Annotated in this window: 23 protein-coding genes; all 23 read left to right on the top strand. The window is 67.2% G+C overall.

The features are described 5' to 3' along the window. Positions 1-63 precede the first annotated feature (63 nt). The 23 genes from Q0379_RS14175 to Q0379_RS14065 all read left to right on the top strand — a co-directional run bounded on the left by Q0379_RS14175 (position 64) and on the right by Q0379_RS14065 (position 19,803). Complete coding sequence (locus tag Q0379_RS14175; protein ID WP_299009952.1) at positions 64-1,275, top strand: phage portal protein; 1,212 nt, start codon at positions 64-66, stop codon at positions 1,273-1,275. Then, positions 1,268-2,083: a S49 family peptidase gene (locus tag Q0379_RS14170; RefSeq protein WP_299009950.1), complete on the top strand. Its 816-nt coding sequence runs from the start codon at positions 1,268-1,270 to the stop codon at positions 2,081-2,083. Before Q0379_RS14175 ends, Q0379_RS14170 begins: the two co-directional genes overlap by 8 nt. Before the next feature lie 88 nt (positions 2,084-2,171). Further along, complete coding sequence (locus Q0379_RS14165; RefSeq protein WP_299009947.1) at positions 2,172-3,518, top strand: phage major capsid protein; 1,347 nt, start codon at positions 2,172-2,174, stop codon at positions 3,516-3,518. A 109-nt stretch (positions 3,519-3,627) separates the two neighbouring features. Beyond that, positions 3,628-4,077, top strand: a complete 450-nt coding sequence (locus Q0379_RS14160) for a hypothetical protein (RefSeq protein ID WP_299009945.1) — start codon at positions 3,628-3,630, stop codon at positions 4,075-4,077. Positions 4,078-4,079: 2 nt separating this feature from the next. After that, positions 4,080-4,637, top strand: coding sequence for a head-tail connector protein (locus Q0379_RS14155; RefSeq protein WP_299009942.1), 558 nt, complete (start codon positions 4,080-4,082; stop codon positions 4,635-4,637). 5 nt (positions 4,638-4,642) lie between these two features. Next, on the top strand, positions 4,643-4,885 hold the full coding sequence (locus tag Q0379_RS14150) for a hypothetical protein (protein WP_299009940.1): 243 nt from the start codon (positions 4,643-4,645) through the stop codon (positions 4,883-4,885). Beyond that, entirely contained in the window at positions 4,866-5,234 is a 369-nt protein-coding gene (locus Q0379_RS14145; RefSeq protein ID WP_299009937.1) for a hypothetical protein, read from the top strand. Before Q0379_RS14150 ends, Q0379_RS14145 begins: the two co-directional genes overlap by 20 nt. Next, positions 5,227-5,748 carry an HK97-gp10 family putative phage morphogenesis protein gene (locus Q0379_RS14140; RefSeq protein ID WP_299009934.1) on the top strand — a complete coding sequence of 174 codons (522 nt, stop codon included), beginning with the start codon at positions 5,227-5,229 and terminating at the stop codon, positions 5,746-5,748. Before Q0379_RS14145 ends, Q0379_RS14140 begins: the two co-directional genes overlap by 8 nt. Continuing rightward, on the top strand, positions 5,745-6,164 hold the full coding sequence (locus Q0379_RS14135) for a DUF3168 domain-containing protein (RefSeq protein ID WP_299009932.1): 420 nt from the start codon (positions 5,745-5,747) through the stop codon (positions 6,162-6,164). The genes Q0379_RS14140 and Q0379_RS14135 overlap by 4 nt, the downstream gene beginning before the upstream one ends. A gap of 36 nt (positions 6,165-6,200) precedes the next feature. Further along, positions 6,201-6,659, top strand: a complete 459-nt coding sequence (locus Q0379_RS14130) for a hypothetical protein (protein ID WP_299009931.1) — start codon at positions 6,201-6,203, stop codon at positions 6,657-6,659. A 3-nt stretch (positions 6,660-6,662) separates the two neighbouring features. Beyond that, positions 6,663-7,115: a gene transfer agent family protein gene (locus Q0379_RS14125; RefSeq protein WP_299009928.1), complete on the top strand. Its 453-nt coding sequence runs from the start codon at positions 6,663-6,665 to the stop codon at positions 7,113-7,115. A 169-nt stretch (positions 7,116-7,284) separates the two neighbouring features. Then, positions 7,285-9,453 (top strand): hypothetical protein, encoded by a 2,169-nt coding sequence (locus tag Q0379_RS14120; RefSeq protein WP_299009926.1) that lies wholly within the window; start codon positions 7,285-7,287, stop codon positions 9,451-9,453. Positions 9,454-9,455: 2 nt separating this feature from the next. Next, complete coding sequence (locus Q0379_RS14115; protein WP_299009924.1) at positions 9,456-10,046, top strand: hypothetical protein; 591 nt, start codon at positions 9,456-9,458, stop codon at positions 10,044-10,046. Positions 10,047-10,051: 5 nt separating this feature from the next. Further along, positions 10,052-10,708: a hypothetical protein gene (locus tag Q0379_RS14110; protein ID WP_299009922.1), complete on the top strand. Its 657-nt coding sequence runs from the start codon at positions 10,052-10,054 to the stop codon at positions 10,706-10,708. Positions 10,709-10,719: 11 nt separating this feature from the next. Then, positions 10,720-11,148, top strand: coding sequence for a hypothetical protein (locus Q0379_RS14105; RefSeq protein WP_299009920.1), 429 nt, complete (start codon positions 10,720-10,722; stop codon positions 11,146-11,148). After that, entirely contained in the window at positions 11,141-14,083 is a 2,943-nt protein-coding gene (locus Q0379_RS14100; protein ID WP_299009918.1) for a hypothetical protein, read from the top strand. Before Q0379_RS14105 ends, Q0379_RS14100 begins: the two co-directional genes overlap by 8 nt. Continuing rightward, positions 14,080-14,301: a hypothetical protein gene (locus Q0379_RS14095; protein ID WP_299009916.1), complete on the top strand. Its 222-nt coding sequence runs from the start codon at positions 14,080-14,082 to the stop codon at positions 14,299-14,301. The genes Q0379_RS14100 and Q0379_RS14095 overlap by 4 nt, the downstream gene beginning before the upstream one ends. Before the next feature lie 41 nt (positions 14,302-14,342). Beyond that, positions 14,343-14,711 carry a hypothetical protein gene (locus tag Q0379_RS14090; RefSeq protein ID WP_299009914.1) on the top strand — a complete coding sequence of 123 codons (369 nt, stop codon included), beginning with the start codon at positions 14,343-14,345 and terminating at the stop codon, positions 14,709-14,711. A 76-nt stretch (positions 14,712-14,787) separates the two neighbouring features. Continuing rightward, a complete protein-coding gene (locus tag Q0379_RS14085) occupies positions 14,788-17,406 on the top strand; it encodes a hypothetical protein (protein WP_299009911.1) in 2,619 nt (872 codons plus the stop codon). Positions 17,407-17,408: 2 nt separating this feature from the next. Next, positions 17,409-17,822 (top strand): four helix bundle protein, encoded by a 414-nt coding sequence (locus Q0379_RS14080; protein WP_299009908.1) that lies wholly within the window; start codon positions 17,409-17,411, stop codon positions 17,820-17,822. Positions 17,823-18,099: 277 nt separating this feature from the next. Further along, positions 18,100-19,107, top strand: a complete 1,008-nt coding sequence (locus tag Q0379_RS14075) for a reverse transcriptase/maturase family protein (protein WP_299009905.1) — start codon at positions 18,100-18,102, stop codon at positions 19,105-19,107. After that, positions 19,055-19,471 (top strand): hypothetical protein, encoded by a 417-nt coding sequence (locus Q0379_RS14070; protein WP_299009902.1) that lies wholly within the window; start codon positions 19,055-19,057, stop codon positions 19,469-19,471. The genes Q0379_RS14075 and Q0379_RS14070 overlap by 53 nt, the downstream gene beginning before the upstream one ends. Continuing rightward, positions 19,468-19,803, top strand: coding sequence for a hypothetical protein (locus tag Q0379_RS14065; RefSeq protein ID WP_299009899.1), 336 nt, complete (start codon positions 19,468-19,470; stop codon positions 19,801-19,803). The genes Q0379_RS14070 and Q0379_RS14065 overlap by 4 nt, the downstream gene beginning before the upstream one ends. Positions 19,804-19,812: the final 9 nt, after the last annotated feature.

The following is a 19,812-nucleotide window of genomic DNA, read 5'->3' as shown; positions in this document are numbered from 1 at the left end:
CTTATGCAGCGCCTTGTCTCTGGGCTGGCGTCTGGCGTTGGCCTTCAGGCCAGCGCCGGGGATATGCAGCCAAATCGGGACTTCCCCCAAGACATCGGCGCGCCGTCGCTGGCGGGCATTCATGTTTCCGACGTGAATGGCTCGAAACATTGGGCTGTTCGCGCCTGCCAAGAGGCGCTGGCGGGGCCTATTTCGACGCTGCCGTTCATGGTGTTCGAACGGCTCGATGGCGAGAAGCGCCGGCCGGCGCGGGGCCATCCTCTGTTCAACGTGTTGCACTCGCGCCCGAACCGTCGCCAGACGGCCCAGGAGTTCCGCGACGAGCAACAGCGCCATCTCGCCTGGTGGCGCGAGGCCTTCTCGATCATTCGGCCGTCAAGCGACGGGTACCCGGTGGGCGAGCTGGACCCGGTTCACCCGAGCCGGGTCTGGCGTGTGGCGCGTGGGAGCGATGGTTGGGTCTACTACTGGATCAACCGGCTATCCCCGGCCACTGGCTATGACGTCTTCCGGGAAGACGAGATCCTGCACATTCGTAAGGCTCCGTTGACGCGGGACGGCCTCCGCGGCGTTCCGGTGTGGGAGACCGACGGGGAGACGATTGGCAAGGCCTTGGCCGTCGAACAGTTCGGCGCGCTCTACTTCGCCAACGGCGGTGCAGGCGGTGGCGTCCTGGAGCATCCGGGCAACTTCCGGACCAAGGAAGACGAGCAAAGCTTCCTTCAGTCGTGGCGTGCTGGCGGCACGGGCGCGAACCGTCACAAGGACCGCCTGCTGAAGTTCGGCGTCAAGTACAGCCGCAACGATGTCCAGAACGACGAGGCGCAGTTCCTCGAAACCAAGAAGCAAGCCGGCTACGAGGTGGCCTCGATCTGGAATATGCCACCGCACCGCGTGGGCATGCTGGAGCGGGCGACCAACAACAACATCGAACAGCAGTCGATCGAGTTCGTGGTCTACACCCTGGCGCCGTGGATCGCGGCCTGGGAACAGGCCGCCTCGCGCGACCTGCTGATCGGCGAGGATCGCGACCGCTTCTTCATCGAGTTCAACGTCGCGGGCCTGCTACGCGGCGACCTGAAGACGCGCTGGGCCGCCTACGCCACCGGTCGCCAGTGGGGCTGGCTGAGCGTCAACGACATCCTGCGTCTCGAGAACATGAACCCGATCGGCGACCAGGGCGACGTCTACCTGCAACCCTCGAACATGCAGGACGCCAACTCGAAGGCGGGCACGCTGAGCGATCCCGGCAACAAGGACAACCAAGATGCGTAATCTGCTGTCGCAGCTCGCCGACGGTAGCGGCGAAACCCTGCTGGCTGTCGATCCGAACCGCCTTGCGGCCGACGCGCGCGACGGCGCGGCGTCGCCTGGCGCGGGTATCGCGGTCGTGGGTTTGCTGGGAAGCCTGACGCCTCGCGGCCTAACCTTCTTCGGTAGGACCATCTCGCCAGGCATGGACGCGTTCCGGTCGGCTATCGGCCGAGCCGCCGCTGATCCTGGAGTCGGCGCGATCGTCATGGACGTGAATTCGCCTGGCGGCACCTATGCGGCGACGCCTGAGACCGCCGACGCGGTCCGCAAGGCCGCCGAGGTGAAACCCGTCATCGCCGTGGTCGACACCCTGGCCGCCTCGGCCGCCTACTACATCGCTTCGCAAGCGACGGAGATCGCGGTGACGCCGTCCGGTGAGGTCGGCTCGATCGGCGTCCTGTCGGTCCATATGGATTGGTCTAAGGCCCTGGAGATGGACGGCGTCAAGACGACGATCGTCCGGTCGCGCGCGGGCAAGGCTGACGCCAATCCGTTCGAACCCCTGACGGACGAGGCCCTGGCCGCGATCCAGCAAAGCGTCATGGAAGCCGACGACGACTTCATCAAGGCTGTTGCCAAGGGGCGTGGCATGAGCGCGGCCGATGTCCGCAAGTTGGCCGACGAGGCCGGCCTGGCCCGCACCGTGAGCGCCAAGCGCGCCGTCCAGCTCGGCATGGCCGACCGTGTCGCCACCATGGCCGACGTTCTCTCTGGCCTGATCAAAACCAAGTCCATGCCGCGCCGCCGGAGCGCGCTCGCCTTCGAATAAGGCCTCCCAGCCTTTCGAGAACGCCACCTGTGATCCGCCGGGGCCACAGGACGACGGCGCGTTGCCCCGGCTGCAACGGAGATGGTCGATGACCCTCAAGGAACTCCGCCAGCAGCGCCATCAAAAGGCTACGCGCGGCAAGGCGGCTCTGGCCGAATTCAACACCCTGGGCGCCAAGACGGACCGCACGGAAGAAGAGGACAAGAAGCTCGAAGCGCTGGACGCCGAGCTGAGCGCCCTTGAAGCCGAGGTGGCCGACCTGGACAAGAAGATCGCGATCGAAGAGGGGGCCGCCCGTCGCGGCGCGCTGTTCGCCACGTCGGCCTCGCCCGAAGCCGGCCGCCGCGCCGCCTTCGGCGCTGGCCGGACCATGAACGAGCTGAACCCGGAAACCACGGGCGGCTTCCGAAACCTCGCCGATTTCGCGGTCGCGGTCCGGAACGCCCAGACGGGCATGGCCCAAGATCCGCGCCTGGCCGCGATGGTCGAGGGCGTCGAGCGTGGCGCGGCCCCCGCCGGCTTCCACCAGAACCAGGGCGGCGCGGGCGAAGGCTTCCTGGTCCCGCAAGACTACCGTCAGGCGATCTGGGAACTGGCGTTCAACGAACCGGACCTGCTGTCGATGGTGACGCCGGAGCCGACGGCCGGTAACAGCGTCAAGATCGCCAAGGACGAGAGCACGCCGTGGGGCTCGGCCGGCGTCCAGGCCTACTGGCGCTCGGAAGGTTCTCAGATGGTGGCCAGCAAGGCGGCCCAGACCGGGATGACGGTCGAGCTGCATGAACTGTACGCCTTCGTCTTGGCGACCCAGGAAGTTCTCGATGACGCGCCTCGCCTGCAAGACCGCCTGACGCGCCAGGCCGCCCGCGCCATTTCGTGGAAGGCCTCGGACGCGATCATGTGGGGCGACGGCAACGGCAAGCCGCTGGGCTTCATGAAGTCGGACGCGCTGGTCACGGTCGCCAAGGAGAACGCCCAGGCCGCCGACACCCTGGCGGTCAAGAACATCCTGAAGATGAACGCTCGCCTGCTGCGCAACGGCGGCCGGCCGATCTTCCTGGGTAACTCGGACATCGACCCGGAACTCGGCGCCCTGACCCTGGGCAACGTCCCGGCCTTCCTGCCGAACAACCAACCCCTGACCTCGCCGTGGGAAGGCTTCATCCGCGGCAAGCCTCTGCTGTACACGGAACACTGTTCCACCATCGGCGACCTGGGCGACCTGGCCCTGGTCGACATGTCGGGGTACTACGCCGCGACCAAGCAAGGCGGCGGCATCGACTTCGCCGCCTCGATCCACCTGTTCTTCGACTACAACATCCAGGCCTTCCGCTGGACCTTCCGCCTGGGCGGCCAGCCGTACCTGGCGAAGCCGGTCGACCCGAAGAACGGCCCTAACACCAAGTCGCACTTCGTCACGCTCGAAGCCCGCTAGACGGGTCTTCGTGGCGTGACGCCTGGCGGATCGGCTGCGCGCCCGGTCCGCCAGGTCGCGACAACATTTTCGGCGCGCGGCTCTCTCGAACAGGAAAGGAAGCGGTCACATGAGCACCGCCCTGAAGCCTTCGCAGCGCGTCGCCCTCGTCGGCGCGATCGACCCTCAATCGACCAACGCGGTCAAGACCTCCGCCTGGATCGACGCGACCAAGTTCTTCAACTATCTGGCCATCGTGTCCGTCGGCGCGCTGGGCGCCTCGGCCACGGTCGACGCCAAGCTGGAGCAAGCGACGGCCAGCGATGGCACCGGCGCCAAGGACGTCCCCGCGCACGCGATCACTCAACTGACCAAGGCTGGCAACAAGGACAGCAAACAAGTCGAGATCAACCTGAAACAGGAAGACCTCGACTTCGATCGCGGCTTCAAGTTCTTCCGGCTGAGCGTCACCCCGGCGGTGGCCGCGTCCCTGATCTCCGGCACGGTGCTGGGCCTCGATCCGCGCTATGGCGTGGCCTCGGACAGCGACGCCGCCAGCGTCGACGAGATCGTCGCCTAGCCATGACGGTCCGGGTCGCCGCCGCCGCCACGTCCTTGCCGGTCATGCTCGATCAGGCGAAGGCGCGTCTGAACATCCTGCACAACGACGACGACACCGTCGTCACGGGCTTGATCAAGACCGCCACGGCCGAGGTGGAGGCGGCGACCCAACGCCGGTTCATCACTCAGACCCTCGAATGGGTCTTGTCGCGCTGGCCGGGGCGCTCTTTCCGTCTACCCGTGGCGACGAACGTACGGGAAGGCTTCTCGATCACCATTCAGGCCCTCGGCGGCGACACCGTCGTCTTGAACGCGGCGGACTTCGTCCTGTCGCCTTCAGGCGAGACCCTGTCTGTGCGGCCCGCGTCCGGCGCGTTGTGGCCGGCGCTGGACCCGGACGCCCAAGAGGCGATCGTCATCAAGTTCAAGGCTGGAGCCGCCGCAGCGCCCGACGAGGCGCACACGGCGATCTTGTTCCTGATCGAGTACCTGTACGCGCCAAGCCCCGATTGGAAGATCGCGGCGTCGGGCCTTCCCGAGTGCGTCGAAATGCTGATCGCGCCTCTGCGCTGGGAGTAGCCGCCATGCCCTGGGTTCGCTTCACCGAAGATCATGATTTCACCCCAGCGGCCAATCGCCGGACGACGCTGGCCTATAAGGCCGGGACCATCGACAACGTGACCCGCGAGTGCGCTGAACAGGCGATCGGCCTGGGTCGGGCCGTCGCGGTCAAGAAGCCCGCCACGCGGGAAGAGGCCAGCGCGGCGCGCGATGGTCGCGACGCGGCGGTGATGGCCGGAGGCGGCGATGGCGTGGACGCCGCCTAGTCGGCATGAACTTCGCCAGCGCGTCCGGATCGAGCGGCGGGGGGCGGGGAAGAACGTCGGCGGGGTCGTCAAGGACCAGTGGACGACGGCCGTCGAGGATCGTCGAGTGCGCCTGCTACCGCAACGCGGCGGTGATGCGGTCATCGCTGATCGGGTCGCTGGCGTCTCGATCTGGATCATGGATATCCCGGCCGACAGCCAGGTCCGCGCGATCGGGGGCGGGGTCGGGCTTCGTGTCGTCGACGCCCGCGACGTGGGCCGGACCTTCAAGATCCTGTCCTGTCTCGACCTGGAAGGTCGGGACCGCTGGCGGACCTTGACCCTTCAGTTGGGAGCGACCGATGGCTAGCAAGGTCAAGGGGCTGGATCGTCTTCTGCGCCAGCTCCAAGCCTTGCCGAATTCGGTCCGGGCCGCTCTTTCCGACGCCCTGCAGGACGAGGCGCGCGAGATGGCGGCGGCCGTGGCCAGGGCGGCTCCGCGGCGCTATGGCGATCTCCAGGCATCGGTCGGCTGGTCGCCGGGCGCGCCGCCGAGCGTGCGGACAAACGGGGCCTTCCGGCTGTCGCCAGAGGACTTCGGGGCCAGGGGTGATGCCTTGTCCAAGGCTGGCCTGCTGTTCACCGTCTATGCGGGCGACGACAAGGCCTATTACGCGCGCTTCGTCGAGTTCGGCACGTCTCCCGCGCCGAAGGGGCGATCGAGAGACATCACCGGCAAGAGCCGGAACAACCTTCGCGCCCATGCCGGGACCAAGGCTCAGCCATTCTTTTACCCGACTATTCGGGCGCGGAAGAAGGCGGCCAAGTCCAGGGTCGTGCGGCGCTTGAACAAGGCCGTTAAGGCCGTGGCGGCGCTACGATGACCCGACCTACCAAGCTTTTGCAGATCGCCGTCGTGGAAGCGTTGCTGGTCGACGACGAGGTCGGAAACTTGGTCGCGGCGACCGAGAGCGGCCCGGCCGTCTTCGCGCGCGGCCAGGCCTTTGATGACGTCTATCCGCGCATCACCCTCGCGCCGCCGCAACGCCTTCAGGGCGGGCCGAGGGGCTCGGCGGAAATGGTCGTGACGCTGGATAGCTGGGCGCAGGGCCCGGAAGCGCCGCTGATCGCCGCCGAGGTCGCGGACGCCGTCGTCGAGGTCTTGGAGACCGTCGGCGACCTTGAAGGCTGGCGGATCTCCAGCCGGTCCTTCGTGTCGTCCAACCCGGTCGGCGACCCGAACCCCGACGTCGAGCACGTCGTGACGACCTATCGCTTCACCGTTCACCGGAACGGCTGATCACCCGGCCGATATGGCCAATCCCAGGAGGACACCATGCCGGACACCTATGTCGAGGGCGTCTCGGGCGAAAAGCTCGTCTTCAAGTTCGGCGACGGCGGCTCGCCGACCGAAGCCTTCACCGAAGAATGCACGATCAACACCGATCGTTCGCTGGAAATCACCAGCGACATCGCCGTGAGCCAGCGCGCCAACTGCACCGATCCGTCGAAGCCCGCCAAGTCCAAGCGGCGCGTCAAGGCGACGGATATCCGCTTCACGGGCGCCGGGACCGCGTCGGCCGCCTCGGCGCTGAAGCTGATCCAGCTCCAGCTCGCGGGCGCGGCCTTCAACGGCAAGGTCATCAACGACGCCGGCACGGCGCTGCATGGCTACACGATCACCGGCAAATGGGTGATCGAGAGCATCACCATGGGCGGCACGCGGGGCGAGGACCAGACGTTCTCGATCGCCCTGGCCATCGCCGACACCGACTATACCTTCGTCGCGTCCTAACCCATGAGCCGCGACGGGTCCGTCGTCCTTCAGTGGGGCGACGAGGAAACGGTCTTCCGCCTTCGCCTGGGCGAGTGGCGGAGGATTCAAGAGCGCTGCGACGCGGGACCGGGCGAGATCTATCGGCGATTGGTGACGGTGGCCATGGCCATGGAAAAGGGGTTCACCCTGGCCCAGGCCGCCGCCGTGGGAATGATCGGCGACTGGCGCGTGGACGACATGCGCGAGGTCATCGTCCAAGGCCTGATCGGCGGCGGGAGAAGCGAACTCGAGGCGCGGGCGCTCGTCCAGCGCCGGGTCGACGAGGTCGTCGACTTCAAGGCGCACCTGGCGCTTGCGTTCGCCATCGTCCGGGCCGGCCTTGGCGACGTCACGGACGAAGCATCGGGGGAGGCCAAGGGGGCGGGCTCCCGGAGAAAGCCCCGCTCCCGAAAGGCAAGCTCCGCTTCGCAATGATCTATGGCAACGGCGCGGCGATGGGTCTGGGCCCCGCCGACGTCGACGCCATGAGCCTCTGGCAATTCGAGGCTTGCCTGGACGGCCACAATCGCGCGCACGGGGCCGAGCCCAAGGCCAGGCCGCCATCTCCAGAAGAACATCGCGCCAGACTTGAAAGGCATCGCTGATGGCCGGCAGGACCGATCTCGAACAGCTCGTCTATCAGGTCGGCGCGGACCTCCGGCGCCTGGAAAAGGCGAACGAGCGGGTTCTTGGCAACGTCAAGGATACGACCCGCAAGGCCCAGCGCGAGTATGACCAGCTCGCGGCGGATATGGGGCGCGGCTTCGGTAAGGCCTCGCTAACAGCCGGCTTGGCGTTCGGCGCGATCGTCGGATACGCGACCAAGGCGGCCAGCGACGCGAGCGAGACGGCCAACGCCTTCGAGGTCGCGTTCGGCAAGTTGACGCCGCAAGCCCAGAAGTTCGCCGTCAGCTACAGCAAGACGGTCGGTCGGGCCCTGGACGAGACCCAGGCCAACATGGCCAAGACCCAACTGATCCTGACCGGCATCGGGATCAACGCCGACAAGGCGCTTGGCCTGACGGAGGCCATTCAAAAGCGCTCTGTCGATATCGGGTCCCTGTTCAACGTCGAGGACGCCGAGGCCTATCAGGCCATCATCTCTGGGATCTCCGGCGAGGCCGAGCCGCTGAAGAAGTTCGGCGTCGCCCTGAACGAGACGGCCGTTAAGGCCGAACTGCTGAAGCTGGGCTTCAAGGGCAACGCCGAGCAAGCTCCAGAGGCGGCCAAGGCCATCGCGCGGTTGAACATCATCATGCGCGGCACGGCTCAAACTGAAGGGGACGCGATTCGGACCAAGGACGGCCTCGCTAATGCGACCAAGGCGGCGCAGGGCGCATTCCGTAACGCGGCGGCTGAGCTTGGTAAGTCGTTTCTGCCCGTTGCTACGGACGCTGCTAAAGCAGCTACGGCGCTCTTGACCGAATTCAACAAGATGCCGGACGGCGTGAAAATCGCTGGGCTGGCCTTCCTTGGGCTCGTCGCGGCCGGGGGGCCGATCGCCGCGCTTATCGAGGGCCTGGCCAAGGTCATCAAGTTCGCGAACGCGGCCCGCGGCGCTGTCGCGGCGGCGGCGGGCGCACAAGCGGCGGCGAGCGCGGCGCAGGGCGCGACGCAAGGCGCGGCGGCGGGAACGGCGGCGCGCCTTGGCCTCGGCGGAGCCGCGCTGAGCGGGTCGCTCGTCCTGGGCGGCGTGGCCTATGGCGCCATCGGCATCAAGGGAGCCTTCGACGCCGTAGCTGGCGCGAACCGGGTCAAGCTGGTCAACCAGATCATCGCCAATCCGTCTATGGTCCGCGATATGAGCGGCGATGATATCGCGAAGCTTCAAGCGCTGTTGCGACGCGACCAGTCGCGCAAGGGCGAGTACGCCCAGACGATGTATGGCGACTTCGGGGCCGATACGACGCCCGCCCGTCGGGCGCTCGGTATCCTGGCCGGCGAAATGAACGCTCGGAAGGATGCCGCGGCCAAGCAAGCCGAAACCGATCTTTCGTTCGACCTTCCGGAGGATCTGAAGCGGGCCCTGGCTGGGTCGGGTTCGGGCGGCAAGAAGAAGGGGGTCATTGACCTAAAGACCAAGACGATCGCCGTCGACGAAGACACGATCTTCGACCTGGTCAACAACCTCGGCGGCATCGCCAACGCCATCACCAAGCCGGATGGCAACCCTGACGGCTTCGTCAGTAGCGAAGACCGAATGGCCGACATTCGGGAAGCGCTGGACCGCTCGCGGGCCGAGACGCAAGCCTTCTGGGCCGATACGATCGAAGGCGGCTTGTGGGCGGCCTTCGAAGAGGGCGGCCCCGGCGTCGCCCGCTATTTCGCGCGCCAGCTCGCCGCCGAGACGATCCATAATCTGGCGTCTGGCCTGGCCAAGAAGCTGACGTCGGGCGGCGGCGACCTGGGCAAGGTCGGGTCGTTCTTCGCGGGGTTCTTCGCGGATGGCGGAACCATACCCGCCGGCCAATGGGGCATCGTCAACGACGGTGGCGTCGAGGCCGTCCGGGCCAAGCCGGGCGGCGGGATCGAGGTCATGAACAACCGGGCCCTGACGGCAGCGGCTGGCCTCAATCGGCCCGCGGCGTCCCGCGTGGTCGTCCACGATCGCGTCGTGAAGGTCGTCACCGAAGCGAGCCCTCTGTTCGACACGCGCGTCGAACAGGTCGCCGCGCCTGGAGCCGTCCAGGCCGCCAGGGCGGGTTCCGAGGCCGGGGCGGCGAAAGCGGTCGCCCAGGCGAGGGTCGACAGCCGCTATCGGATCGCGAGGTAGGCGTGAGCATTGCACTTCCGACGGACATCGCGCCCGACGCGGCGCGACCGTACCTGATCGACTTCGGCGGCGACCTCACGCCGGCCTTGGGCGGAGCTGTCCAGAGGCTAGACCGCCTGGGCTCGCGCTGGGGGCTTGAGGTCACCATGCCGGTCCTGGACGTCGATGAGGCGCGGATCTGGGTCGCGCGACTGGTCCAGGCCAAGCGCAGCTCGGCGCTCTTCCCGTGGCCTCAACCCGGCGTGGTGGGAGCCGAGGGCGCGCCCCGCGTGAACGGCGCGGGACAGTCCGGAACATCCCTGGCGATCGACGGCTTGCCGGCCGCCAAGGGCGTCAAGGAAGGGTGGTTCTTCTCGATCATCCATAACGGCCGTCGGTACATCCACCAGATCGCCAGCGACGCCACCGCGAGCGCGGGCGGGGCCGTCACTCTGTCGATTGAGCCCATGCTTCGCATTCGTCCGGCCGACAACGCCGTGATCGAGCTGGCCGCGCCCATGATCGAAGGGATGGTCCAGGGCGGCGATCTGGGCTGGTCGATCGAACTGGCGACTTCGGTCGGTCTCAGCTTCACCCTGGTCGAGCGGGAATAGCCGTCATGACCTTGACGCCAGACATGGCCACCGCGCTCGCGGCGGCCAACGTCACCCTGTTCGGTTGCCTGAAGGTCCAGCTTCCGGCCTATACGATCCGCCTCCTGGACGGGGCCGGAGAACTGCTGATCGGCGGCGAACTGTACCTTGGTCGCGACCCGACGTTCGGAACGGCTTCGCTGGGCGAGTCCTTCAGCGACGGCGATCCGGCGCAGGCGCCGCACCTGAACTTGACCTTCTATCCGCCCGACGACACGGCGGCGGTCAGCCTTTCTTCGCCTTCGTTCCAAGGCTCGCCAGTGACCTTGATGGTCGGGGCCTTGAACCGGTCGACCGGCCAGGTCGTCCCCGACCCGTTGGTCCTGTTCTCCGGCGAGCTGGACACCTGCACGCTGAACGTCTCGCGCGGTCAACGATTGGTGGCGGTCGAGGTTGTGTCGGTCCTGGAGCGCTGTTTCGAACAGGACGAGGGCGCGCGCTTGAACGACGGCTTCCACAAGTCGATCTGGCCCGGTGAACAGGGCTTCGAGTTCGTAACGGTCGACCCGACGAGCCTCCCGTGGGGCGCGGAAGGCGGGCGGCCAGTCATCAATGTGACGGGCGGTACGAGCGCGACGGATCGCGCCACGGCCTTGCTTCGTCAGGCGGGCTATGTGCGATGAATCCAAGCTCCTTGCCGTTGCCGATCCGCCGCCAGGCCGCCGCCCGCGCCGCTGTCGCGCGCTTCAATGGCGCGAGCCTGAAATACGGGACCAACGACTGCATCCGCATGGCGGGGCTTACGCTTCGCAAGATGGGTCACAAGGTGGATCTGCCCAAGGCGGGCGAGTATCGCACGCTGCGGGCCGGGCTGAAGCTGCTGAAGGCCCGCGGCCATGGGTCGATCGAGGCCGCGCTTGACGGCATGGGTCTGCCCCGCGTGACACTGGCCTTCGCCCAGGCGGCGGACATCATCGGCGTTCCCGGTGTCGACGGCCTGATCGCTCTGTGGGTCGCGGTCGGCAACGGCCGGGCGCTGGGCTGGCACGCTTCGAGCGATCAAGCCTGCATCATTCAGCCGACGACCGACGAGGCGATCGTCTGGAGCGCCGCCCGTGGGTAAGTCGATCGCCAAGGTCGGCGCGGTCATCGCGGGGGCGGCGCTGATCGCGACGGGCGTCGGGGCCGCCGCTGGGGCAGGGCTGTTGGGCGCGGCGGCGGCCAGCTCTTCGATCGCGGCCGGGACGATCTTCGGCGTTTCCGTGGCTACCCTGGGCCAGGTCGGCGCGGGTCTTGCCGCGCTTGGCGCGCTGACGACCAAGCGCCCAGACGTCCAGACGGGCGGAAACCCTGTTCAGCAGACCTATGATCCGCAAGCGGGCATCCCCTACGCCGTCGGTCGGACGGCCGTCGGCGGGCGGATCGTCTACGGGACGACCGCGCCGGAGAACAACAAATATCGGCTGTTCTATTCGATCCTGTCGGGCGGCGGCCCGATCGCGGGCGTTGAAGGCTTCTACGCCAACAACGAGCTTGTCAGCTTCACGGCCGATAGCGGCGAGGGCGCGAGCGGGACCTATCTGAACCGCATGTGGCAGGTCCGGCGCCTCGGCGCGCCTGGCGACACCGCCTTGCGCTTCACCGCCACGGGCTCGAAGGACACGCCAGCGAACCATGGGGGCAACCCGCCCGAATGGACGCTGTCGCACAAGATGACCGGCTATGCCGTCGCCCTGACGGCTTGCGAGTACGACACCAAGAAGTTCTCCGGCGATATCCAACCGCTATGGGTGCTGACGGGCGTCAAGGTCTACGACCCCCGACTAGACAGCACCTATCCGGGCGGGTCGGGCGCGTGCCGCGCGGGTGTCGAGAGCACTTACGTCTATTCGGAGAACCCCTGGCTGCACGCCCTGACCTGGGCGATCGGTCGGGTCCAGAACGGCAAGCGCGTCCTTGGGTTCGGCGCGCCGCTGTCGGCCATCCTGGTCAATCAATTCGTCGAGGCGGCGAATGTCGCCGACGCCAACGGCTGGAAGGTCGGGGGCACGGTCTATTCGACGGACGACAAGTGGTCCGTGATGCAGGCCATGGCCCAGGCCGGCGGCGGCTACTGTGTCCCGATGGGGGCCCAGATCGGTTGCGTGGTCAACGCGCCGCGCGTGTCCATCGGCTTGATCAAGTCGTCGGACATCGTCGGCGAGGCCTCGGCGGCGGGGACCAAGGGGCGGCGGGACCGGATCAATCGGATCATCGCCCGCTATCGCAGCGAGGCGCACAACTGGGAGGTCGTCTCGGCCGCGCCGATCGAGGTCGCCGAGCATGTGGCTTTCGACGGGGCCCAGCGCACGCGGGAAGTCGACTACACCCTGGTCCAGGACGTCATCCAGGCGGCGCAGCTCGCCCGCTACGACATAGAAAACAGCCGCGAACTGGAGCCCTTGGTCTTCACGCTCGGCCCGGCGTTCCTGGGCTACCGGGCGGGGGACTGCCTGACGGCGAACGTTCCGGAACTGGGCCTGGTCGATCAGGATGTCATCGTCCTGCGACGGACCTTCGATCCGGCGTCCGGCGTCGTGACGCTTCAATGCCGCTCTGAGACGGGCGCAAAGCATCCTTATTGCCTGGGCCAAACGACGACACCGCCGCCGACGCCCAGCTTGGAGGCCGCGAGCCGGGTTCCGCCCGCGCCGACGATCGAGGAATGGGTCGCGACCGGCGCCACGCTAACGGACAACGGCGTGTCGGTTCCGGCCGTCACGATCGTTGGGTCCTCGTCGAACCCGAATGTGGCTGACTTGCTGGTCCAGTATAGGCCGGCCGGAACGCCCAAGTGGGTCGGGCCGGTCCCGTACCCGCTGGACTATGACGTCGAACGCCGGATCGAGCTGGCCTCCGGCCTGACCTCGGCGACGACTTACAACGTCCAGATCGCCTATCGCTCCGTCATGGGGGTGTGGTCGGACTGGACCGATCTGGACGACGTCGTCGCGGGCTCGTTCGCCTTCGATACCATGGGTACAGAAGACGGCCTGTTGACCGTCTACTATCAGACCACGGCCCCGGCCTCGCCGGAGCGGGGCGACGTCTGGTTCAAGACCGACGCCGGCAACGCGCCGTTCCAATGGGACGGAACAGGCTGGGTCGACGCCTCGAACAACGCGGCCGTCCAGGCGATCCAATTCGCGACCGCGGCGCAGTCGACGGCCGACAGCAAGATCAAGGTCTACTATCAGACCAGCGCGCCGACGGCGTCGACGGTAGGGGATCTCTGGGTCGACACTGACGACCCGAGCCGGAGGGTGTTCCGCTGGTCCGGCTCTGGCTGGCTCCAGATCGCCGACCAGACCGGGTTCAATATCGCCGCCGGGATCTCCGGCCAGGGCTCGCTCGCGACGCAGAATTGGGTCGTCTGGGCGACCCAAGTGACGGGCGTCGGCCGTCCGGAAGACTATGCAAACCGGGTGATCGTCTACCGCCAGACGACGGCTCCGTCTTCGCCGGGCGTGAACGACATCTGGGTGCAGTTGAACGGCTCCGGCGTCGCAATCGCGATGTGGGCTTATAACGGCTCTGTATGGATCAACGGGGCCGACCGGACGATCTACAACATCGCCGCCGGCTTCTCTGGTCAGGGCACGCTCGCGACCCAGAACACGGTCACGACGACCCTCATCGCGCCGAACGCTGTCAGCCGCGTAGCCTATGGCGAGGCGTCGGGGCGCATGAACTTCGGCACGACGCCAGCACAGCATTTCAGCATGTCGTACACCTCGAACGGCGGCGCGCACATCGTCCACGTCGTCGCCGAGGCGGGCGTCGATAGTTGGGATCCGGAGGCCGGCGCGAGCGCGATCCTCTATTGCAACGGCGTGCCGCTGAAGGGCGCTTCGATGAAGATCCCCGCCGGGTGGGGGCAGGATAGCCGAAGCTTCCTCGCCACGCATACGCCGGGCGCCGGGAGCTGCACCTACACGGTGTCCTATCAGGCGTCACCGGGGAGCGGCGCGGTTCACGCGAACAATACGAGCGTCATGGTTCTGGAGCTGCAACGATGAAATCCATCGTCATCTATGGCCCCGGCGACATGAAGCGTCTCGTTCGCGGCGAGGGGGCGGAAGTCAACGCCCTGGCGGCGGTCAACGAAGGCGGCGTCGCGCGCCGCTTGCACGGGTCGCCCCTGGGCGACCTCGCGATGCTCGGCGATGGCCGGTTGCCCGCGACCGTCGAGGCTTTCGACCTCGCTTATCCCGGCTTCGAAGACTGGTACGCCTGACGCGGCCTGCGCCCGTCACTCCGGACACTCAGGAGAGTTCAATGCTGTTTCTCGACGGGGGCTTCGCCTCCGCTGCACCCGCGATCGCGGCCTTCATCCGTGACCATGGCGCTGAGCTTCCGGCCGTCACCTTCGACGCCTTGGCGGCCTATTCGCCGTCGGGTGTCGATCGCGTCGTCAATGGCTGTGAAGCGCTCTACGCCGCCGCCGACCAACTGCCGACCGACGGCCTGACCCTGTGCGCCCAGCTCGCGCGGCTGGCCGAGGAGCACGGCTTCCACGCCCTTGGCCAGACCGCGCGGGCGACCGGGATCATCGCCGCCATGCGCCGCCGGCTGGGCGAAACGGAAACGCCCGATCCGGCCGACGATCCGCCGGCCAACCCCGACCTGATCCCGCCCGCCGAATAGCGCGGCGAATCCGGTTCGCTTCCCGACGCCGACGTGACCCGTCGGCGCGCCTCGCCCTGCCTGGAGCCTTGCCGACATGAGCACCGCGACCCTTCGCGACAGCCTGGACACCGTCTTCACCGATGGCGACTGGTTTCTCGATATCGCCTTCACCATCGGCGACGAGAGCACGCCGGAAGACGTCACCACCTATGACCACTATCTGACCCTCAAGCGGCGCAAGGTCGACCCGCTGGCGCCGCCGGTCGAGCCGATCCTGCTGTCGACCGAAGACGAAACGCTGTCGGTCACCGCTCCGAACCTGGTCGGGCCGCGTGTTCGCGCGCCGCAGCTCCAGACCTGGGAAGAGGGCGTCTATGACTTCGAACAGTCTTGGACCCGCCCGGACGGCGTCACCGAAGTGGTCTTCGTCGGAACGCTGCGCGTGCAGACCGGCCTTTCGGTCGGCGGCGCGTTCACCAGCCTGCCGCTGCCGTCGACCGGCCCCTCGTACACGGTCGTTCGTTCGCCACTGCAGGCCCGTGTCGTGCGCGGCACGCGCGGCGCGGCGGGCTGGAACGGCTGGACGCCGGTCATGGCCACCGACGACGAGACCGATCCTCCGCGCCGCCTGGTCAAGGTGATCGATTGGGCGGGCGAAGGCGGCCCCAAGCCGACCACCGGGGCCTGGCTGGGCGCGGGCGGGTTCGTCACCGATCCCGACGACGCGGCCGACTTCGCGGGCGCGGCCACGGCGGACGCGATTGCCGCGACGGCCGCCGCCGTGGCGCAGACCGCTCTCGCCGCCACAGCCACGGGCGCGGCGAACGCCGCGGCGGCGCTGGCCAATGAGAAGGCCGGCCTCGCGGTCGCGGCCACGACCGACAGCATCGCCAAGACCGCCTTGGCGGTGACGGCGACCGCCGCCGCCAACACCGCCGCCGACAACGCCAATGCGAAAGCGGCCCTGGCCCAAGGCGTCGTCAACAGCGCCGGCACGATCGTCACATCGGCGCAGAACAGCGCCAACGACGCCGCCGCATCGGCCGCCTCGGCCGCCGCCGTGGTGACGGGCGGCACGGCCAGCCTGGTCAGCGCGGCCGGCAAGATCCCGCTGGCCGACGGCCTGGGGAAGATCGACCGCAACTGGCTGGACAATGACACCCTGACCCGCCTGTCGATGCTGGACGTCCAGGTCAACCATATCGGCGTTCCGGGCCGGATCGGCTTCGGCGTCGGCGTCTGCCCGACCCTGACCGCCGGCTTCAGCCCGCTGGCCGGGACCTTCGCGATCGGCTCGGACGAGTACGGCAACTACAAGTACAGCGACGGGTCGATCATGGTGTGGGTCCCGGCGTTCTATGAGCGCTATGGCCACGTGGACAACCCGACCTATGGCGCCTATGGCGTCAACTCGGTCGACATCAAGCCGCTGTCGGCGTTCCCCAACCAGGCCGCCGCCATCGCGGCCGGCTACAACCTGCACCGCGCCTTCATCGACGGCGGCGAGATCTGCCCCGGCTTCATGGTCGATAAGTACCAGTGCAGCAACAACAGCGGCAAAGCCTCGTCGATCAAGCTGGGCGCACCGCTCTCCAGCAACGCGGCGCACAATCCGTTCAACGCCCTGACCGGCGCGCCGTCGAACACCTATGGCGGGGCGTTCGCGGCGGCCAAGACGCGGGGCGCGCAGTTCTTCCCGGCCTCGCGGTTCATCTTCGCCGCCCTGGCGCTGCTGAGCCTGGCCCACGGCCAGGCGGCCACTTCGGCGGCGGCCTGCGCCTGGTACGACGCGGCTGGCGTGATCAACTTCCCCAAGGGCAATAACAACAACGCCCTGAATGACCAGAACGACAACACCGTCACCTTCACCAGCGACGGCTACACCACGGGCGGGGCCAACAGCGCCCTGACCGGCTCGGCCAGCAATTTCGCCAAGACCGCCCACAACGGCCAGAACTGCGGTGTCGTCGACCTGAACGGCAACATGTGGGAGATCACGCCGGGCCTGACGTGCGTGGCGACGTCGAAGACGATCACCGGTGCGACCCAGGCCAACCCGGTGGCCCTGACGATCGCGGCCCACGGCCTGACGACGGGCGCGGTCGCCCTGGTGGCCGGCGTCGGCGGCATGACCCAGCTTAACGACCGGATCTTCACGGTCACGGTCGTGGACGCCAACACGGTGACCCTGGACGGGGTGAACGGCACGGCCTTCGGGGCCTTCACCACGGGCGGCAGCTTGACGACGGGCCAGTTCCACGTCGCCAAGGACTCGACGCGGATGAAGGATTTCACCGGCGGCAATACGCTGGCCACCGACCATTTCGGCGCGACGGGCGTGGCCGCGATGATGCAGCCGATCGCGCTGAACCTGCGCACTGACTATCCGAACAACGCCGCCGGCCTGCGCTTTGGCAACACCGCCAGCCAGGCCCTTGACCCAGCGGCCGACGGCGATGACTGGCGGCGTCGCGGCCTCGGCGTGCCGAAGGCTGGCGGGATCAGCAGCGCCGGCACGAACCTGTTCGGTCAAGACTACTTCTATCAGTACATCCGCAATGAGCTTTGCCCGTTCTCTGGCGGCAGCTGGAGCAGCAGCTCGAACGCTGGGCTGTGGACCCTGTTCCTGAGCAGCGCCCGCACGGACTCGGTCGCTAGCGTCGGGTTGCGCGCCGCCTCGTACCCTGTCCGCCCGAGTGGCAACGAGGGCTGAGCGTGGGCGTCAACAGTGAGTCCGTGCTGGATAATCGGCTTCTGCGGCTGATCAAACAGCTCAACAAGTACCTCAACCACTTTCCCCGGCACGAGAGATACGGCCTGTCACTTCAGATCCGCACAGCGGCCTATGACGTGTACGGGCTCGTCGTGGAGGCGCAGAAACGTCACCACAAGAAGACCAGCCTTTCCAATCTGGACGTCCGCCACGAACAGCTCCGTATGTTCGTCCGCCTGGCCCATGAACTCGGATACTTCGAATTCAAGGACGGGACCCAGATCGGAGCCTCACCGGCGACCATCGCCGATCGGCGTTACCACGCCATCGCGAAGATGGTCGACGAGGTGGGCTGCCTGATTGGCGGCTGGATCAGCGCAGAGAGGGTCAAGGAAAGGGACCCCGACCGTAAGTGAACAAGTAGGCGTAACGCATAAACGGGAATCATCTTGACATGCTTTGCCCGATATCTGGCGGCAACTGGAACAACAGCTCGAACGCTGGGCTGTGGACCCTGAACCTGAACAACACCCGCACGAACTCGAACGATAACGTCGGGTTGCGCGCCGACTCAATTCCACCTGAAACGCCCCATGGCGACACTGGAAATGAGGGAGATGGTTTCCGGCCTCTGGCGAAATCTTTAGGCCGCCCGCTTTTCGGTAGCTTCGGCGAAGACCAGCGTGGCGGATCTTGAAACGCTACGGCGACCTGTATGGGGCGGTCTCGTCAAGGGCCGCCCTGTACCAGGGATATTATGACGCCCGGCGCGGCAAGCGGTCGAGCCGGGCCTGTTTCCAGTTCGAACGCCGCTTGGCCGCCCAGGTCGAGGATCTGCACCTCAAGCTGGCCGCCGGAACCTATCGGCCCCAGCGCTATCACGTCTTTCAGATCTTCGAACCCAAGCCGCGCGTGATCAGCGCGCCGGCCTTCCGCGACCGCGTCGTGCAGCACGCCGTCTATAATGTGCTGCGCCCGATCTTCGACCGGACCTTCATCGACCAGAGCTTCGCCTGCAGGGTCGGCAAGGGTACGCACCTGGCGTCCGACTATGTGCAGGCCGCCTTGGCCAAGGCTCCGCGCGACAGCTACGTGCTGCAGCTCGATATCCGGCGCTACTACTACCGCATGGACCGCGCCATCCTGCGGACCCTGATCGAACGCAAGATCAAGGACCGGCGCCTCGTCGACCTGGTCATGATGTTCGCCGAGATGACCGACGAGCCGGTGGGCGTGCCGATCGGCAACCTGCTGTCGCAGCTCTTCGGGCTGATCTACCTCGACCCGCTGGACCACTTCATCAAGCGCGAGCTGAAGGTCCGGCACTACGCCCGCTATGTCGACGACTTCGTGTTGATCGGCCTGACCCATGACCAGGCGGTCGACTATCGGGCGCGGATCGTCGCCTTCCTGGCCGATCGGCTGCGCCTGGAGCTGTCGCACAGCTCGATCCACCGCGTCTCGCGCGGGCTCAACTTCGTCGGCTTCCGCACGTGGGCCAGCGCCCGGTTCGTGCGCAAGCGCGCTCTCTACAGCTTTCGGCGGGCCGCCAAGAACGGCCGCCTGGAAAGCGTGATCTCCAGCCTCGGCCATGCCGGCAAGACCGGCTCGCGCCGGGCGATGTTCAAGCACCTGAGGGAAAATCACCATGGCCTCTATCGTCGCCTACCAGAAGGCGTCCGACGCCTGGACCACCTATAGCCTGATCGGCGTCGAGGGCGCGGTCGAACTCTGCACGATCGACGGCGTCACCTATGTGTCGATCCCCGACGACGGCGACCTGCACGACCAGCCCGAAGAGATCGCCGGCAGCGTCGCGGTGATCGAACCGTCGGACGAGTTGATCGACGCGATCTGCGACGCCTCGCCCCACGTGGCCCTGATCCGCGACCGCGTCGTCGAGATGATCGCCCAGCGCTACAGCCTGACCGACGAGATCAAGCTGCTGCGCACGGCCCCCAGCCCCGCGTTCGACGCCTACAACGACTATGTCGAGATCTGCCGCGCCTGGGGCCGCAGCCAGAAGGCCGCCCTCGGCCTGCTCCGCTACGGCGCGCCATCGTGAAGCGGCCCGGATTGGCCGCCTTGGCCTCGATCGCGGCCGGCGCGCTGGTCGTGGCCTGTTCGGATCAAGCCTCCGGCGTGGTTCGCCCGCCGGAGATCTTCCAGGGCGATAACTGGGCCGTCGTCCAGTGGGTCGACGTCGCCGAGGTCGACGCGGCCTGCCGCGCGGCCGGGGCGGCGGCCGACGGCCGTATCCAGGGCTGCGCCAAGGGCCGGAACCTGATCCTGCCGAATCCGTGTCGGCTGGATGGCTACTCGGCCGACGTGACCTGCCACGAGCTAGGCCACGTCAACGGTTGGACGCACGCGCCGGCCGCCCGCGCGGGCCTCTAGCGCCCGCCG

It is taken from the genome of uncultured Caulobacter sp. (assembly GCF_937900395.1).
Lineage (GTDB): Bacteria > Pseudomonadota > Alphaproteobacteria > Caulobacterales > Caulobacteraceae > Caulobacter.
The sequence above is the reverse complement of the archived record's forward strand: the minus strand, read 5'-3'. Positions and strand labels throughout refer to the sequence as shown.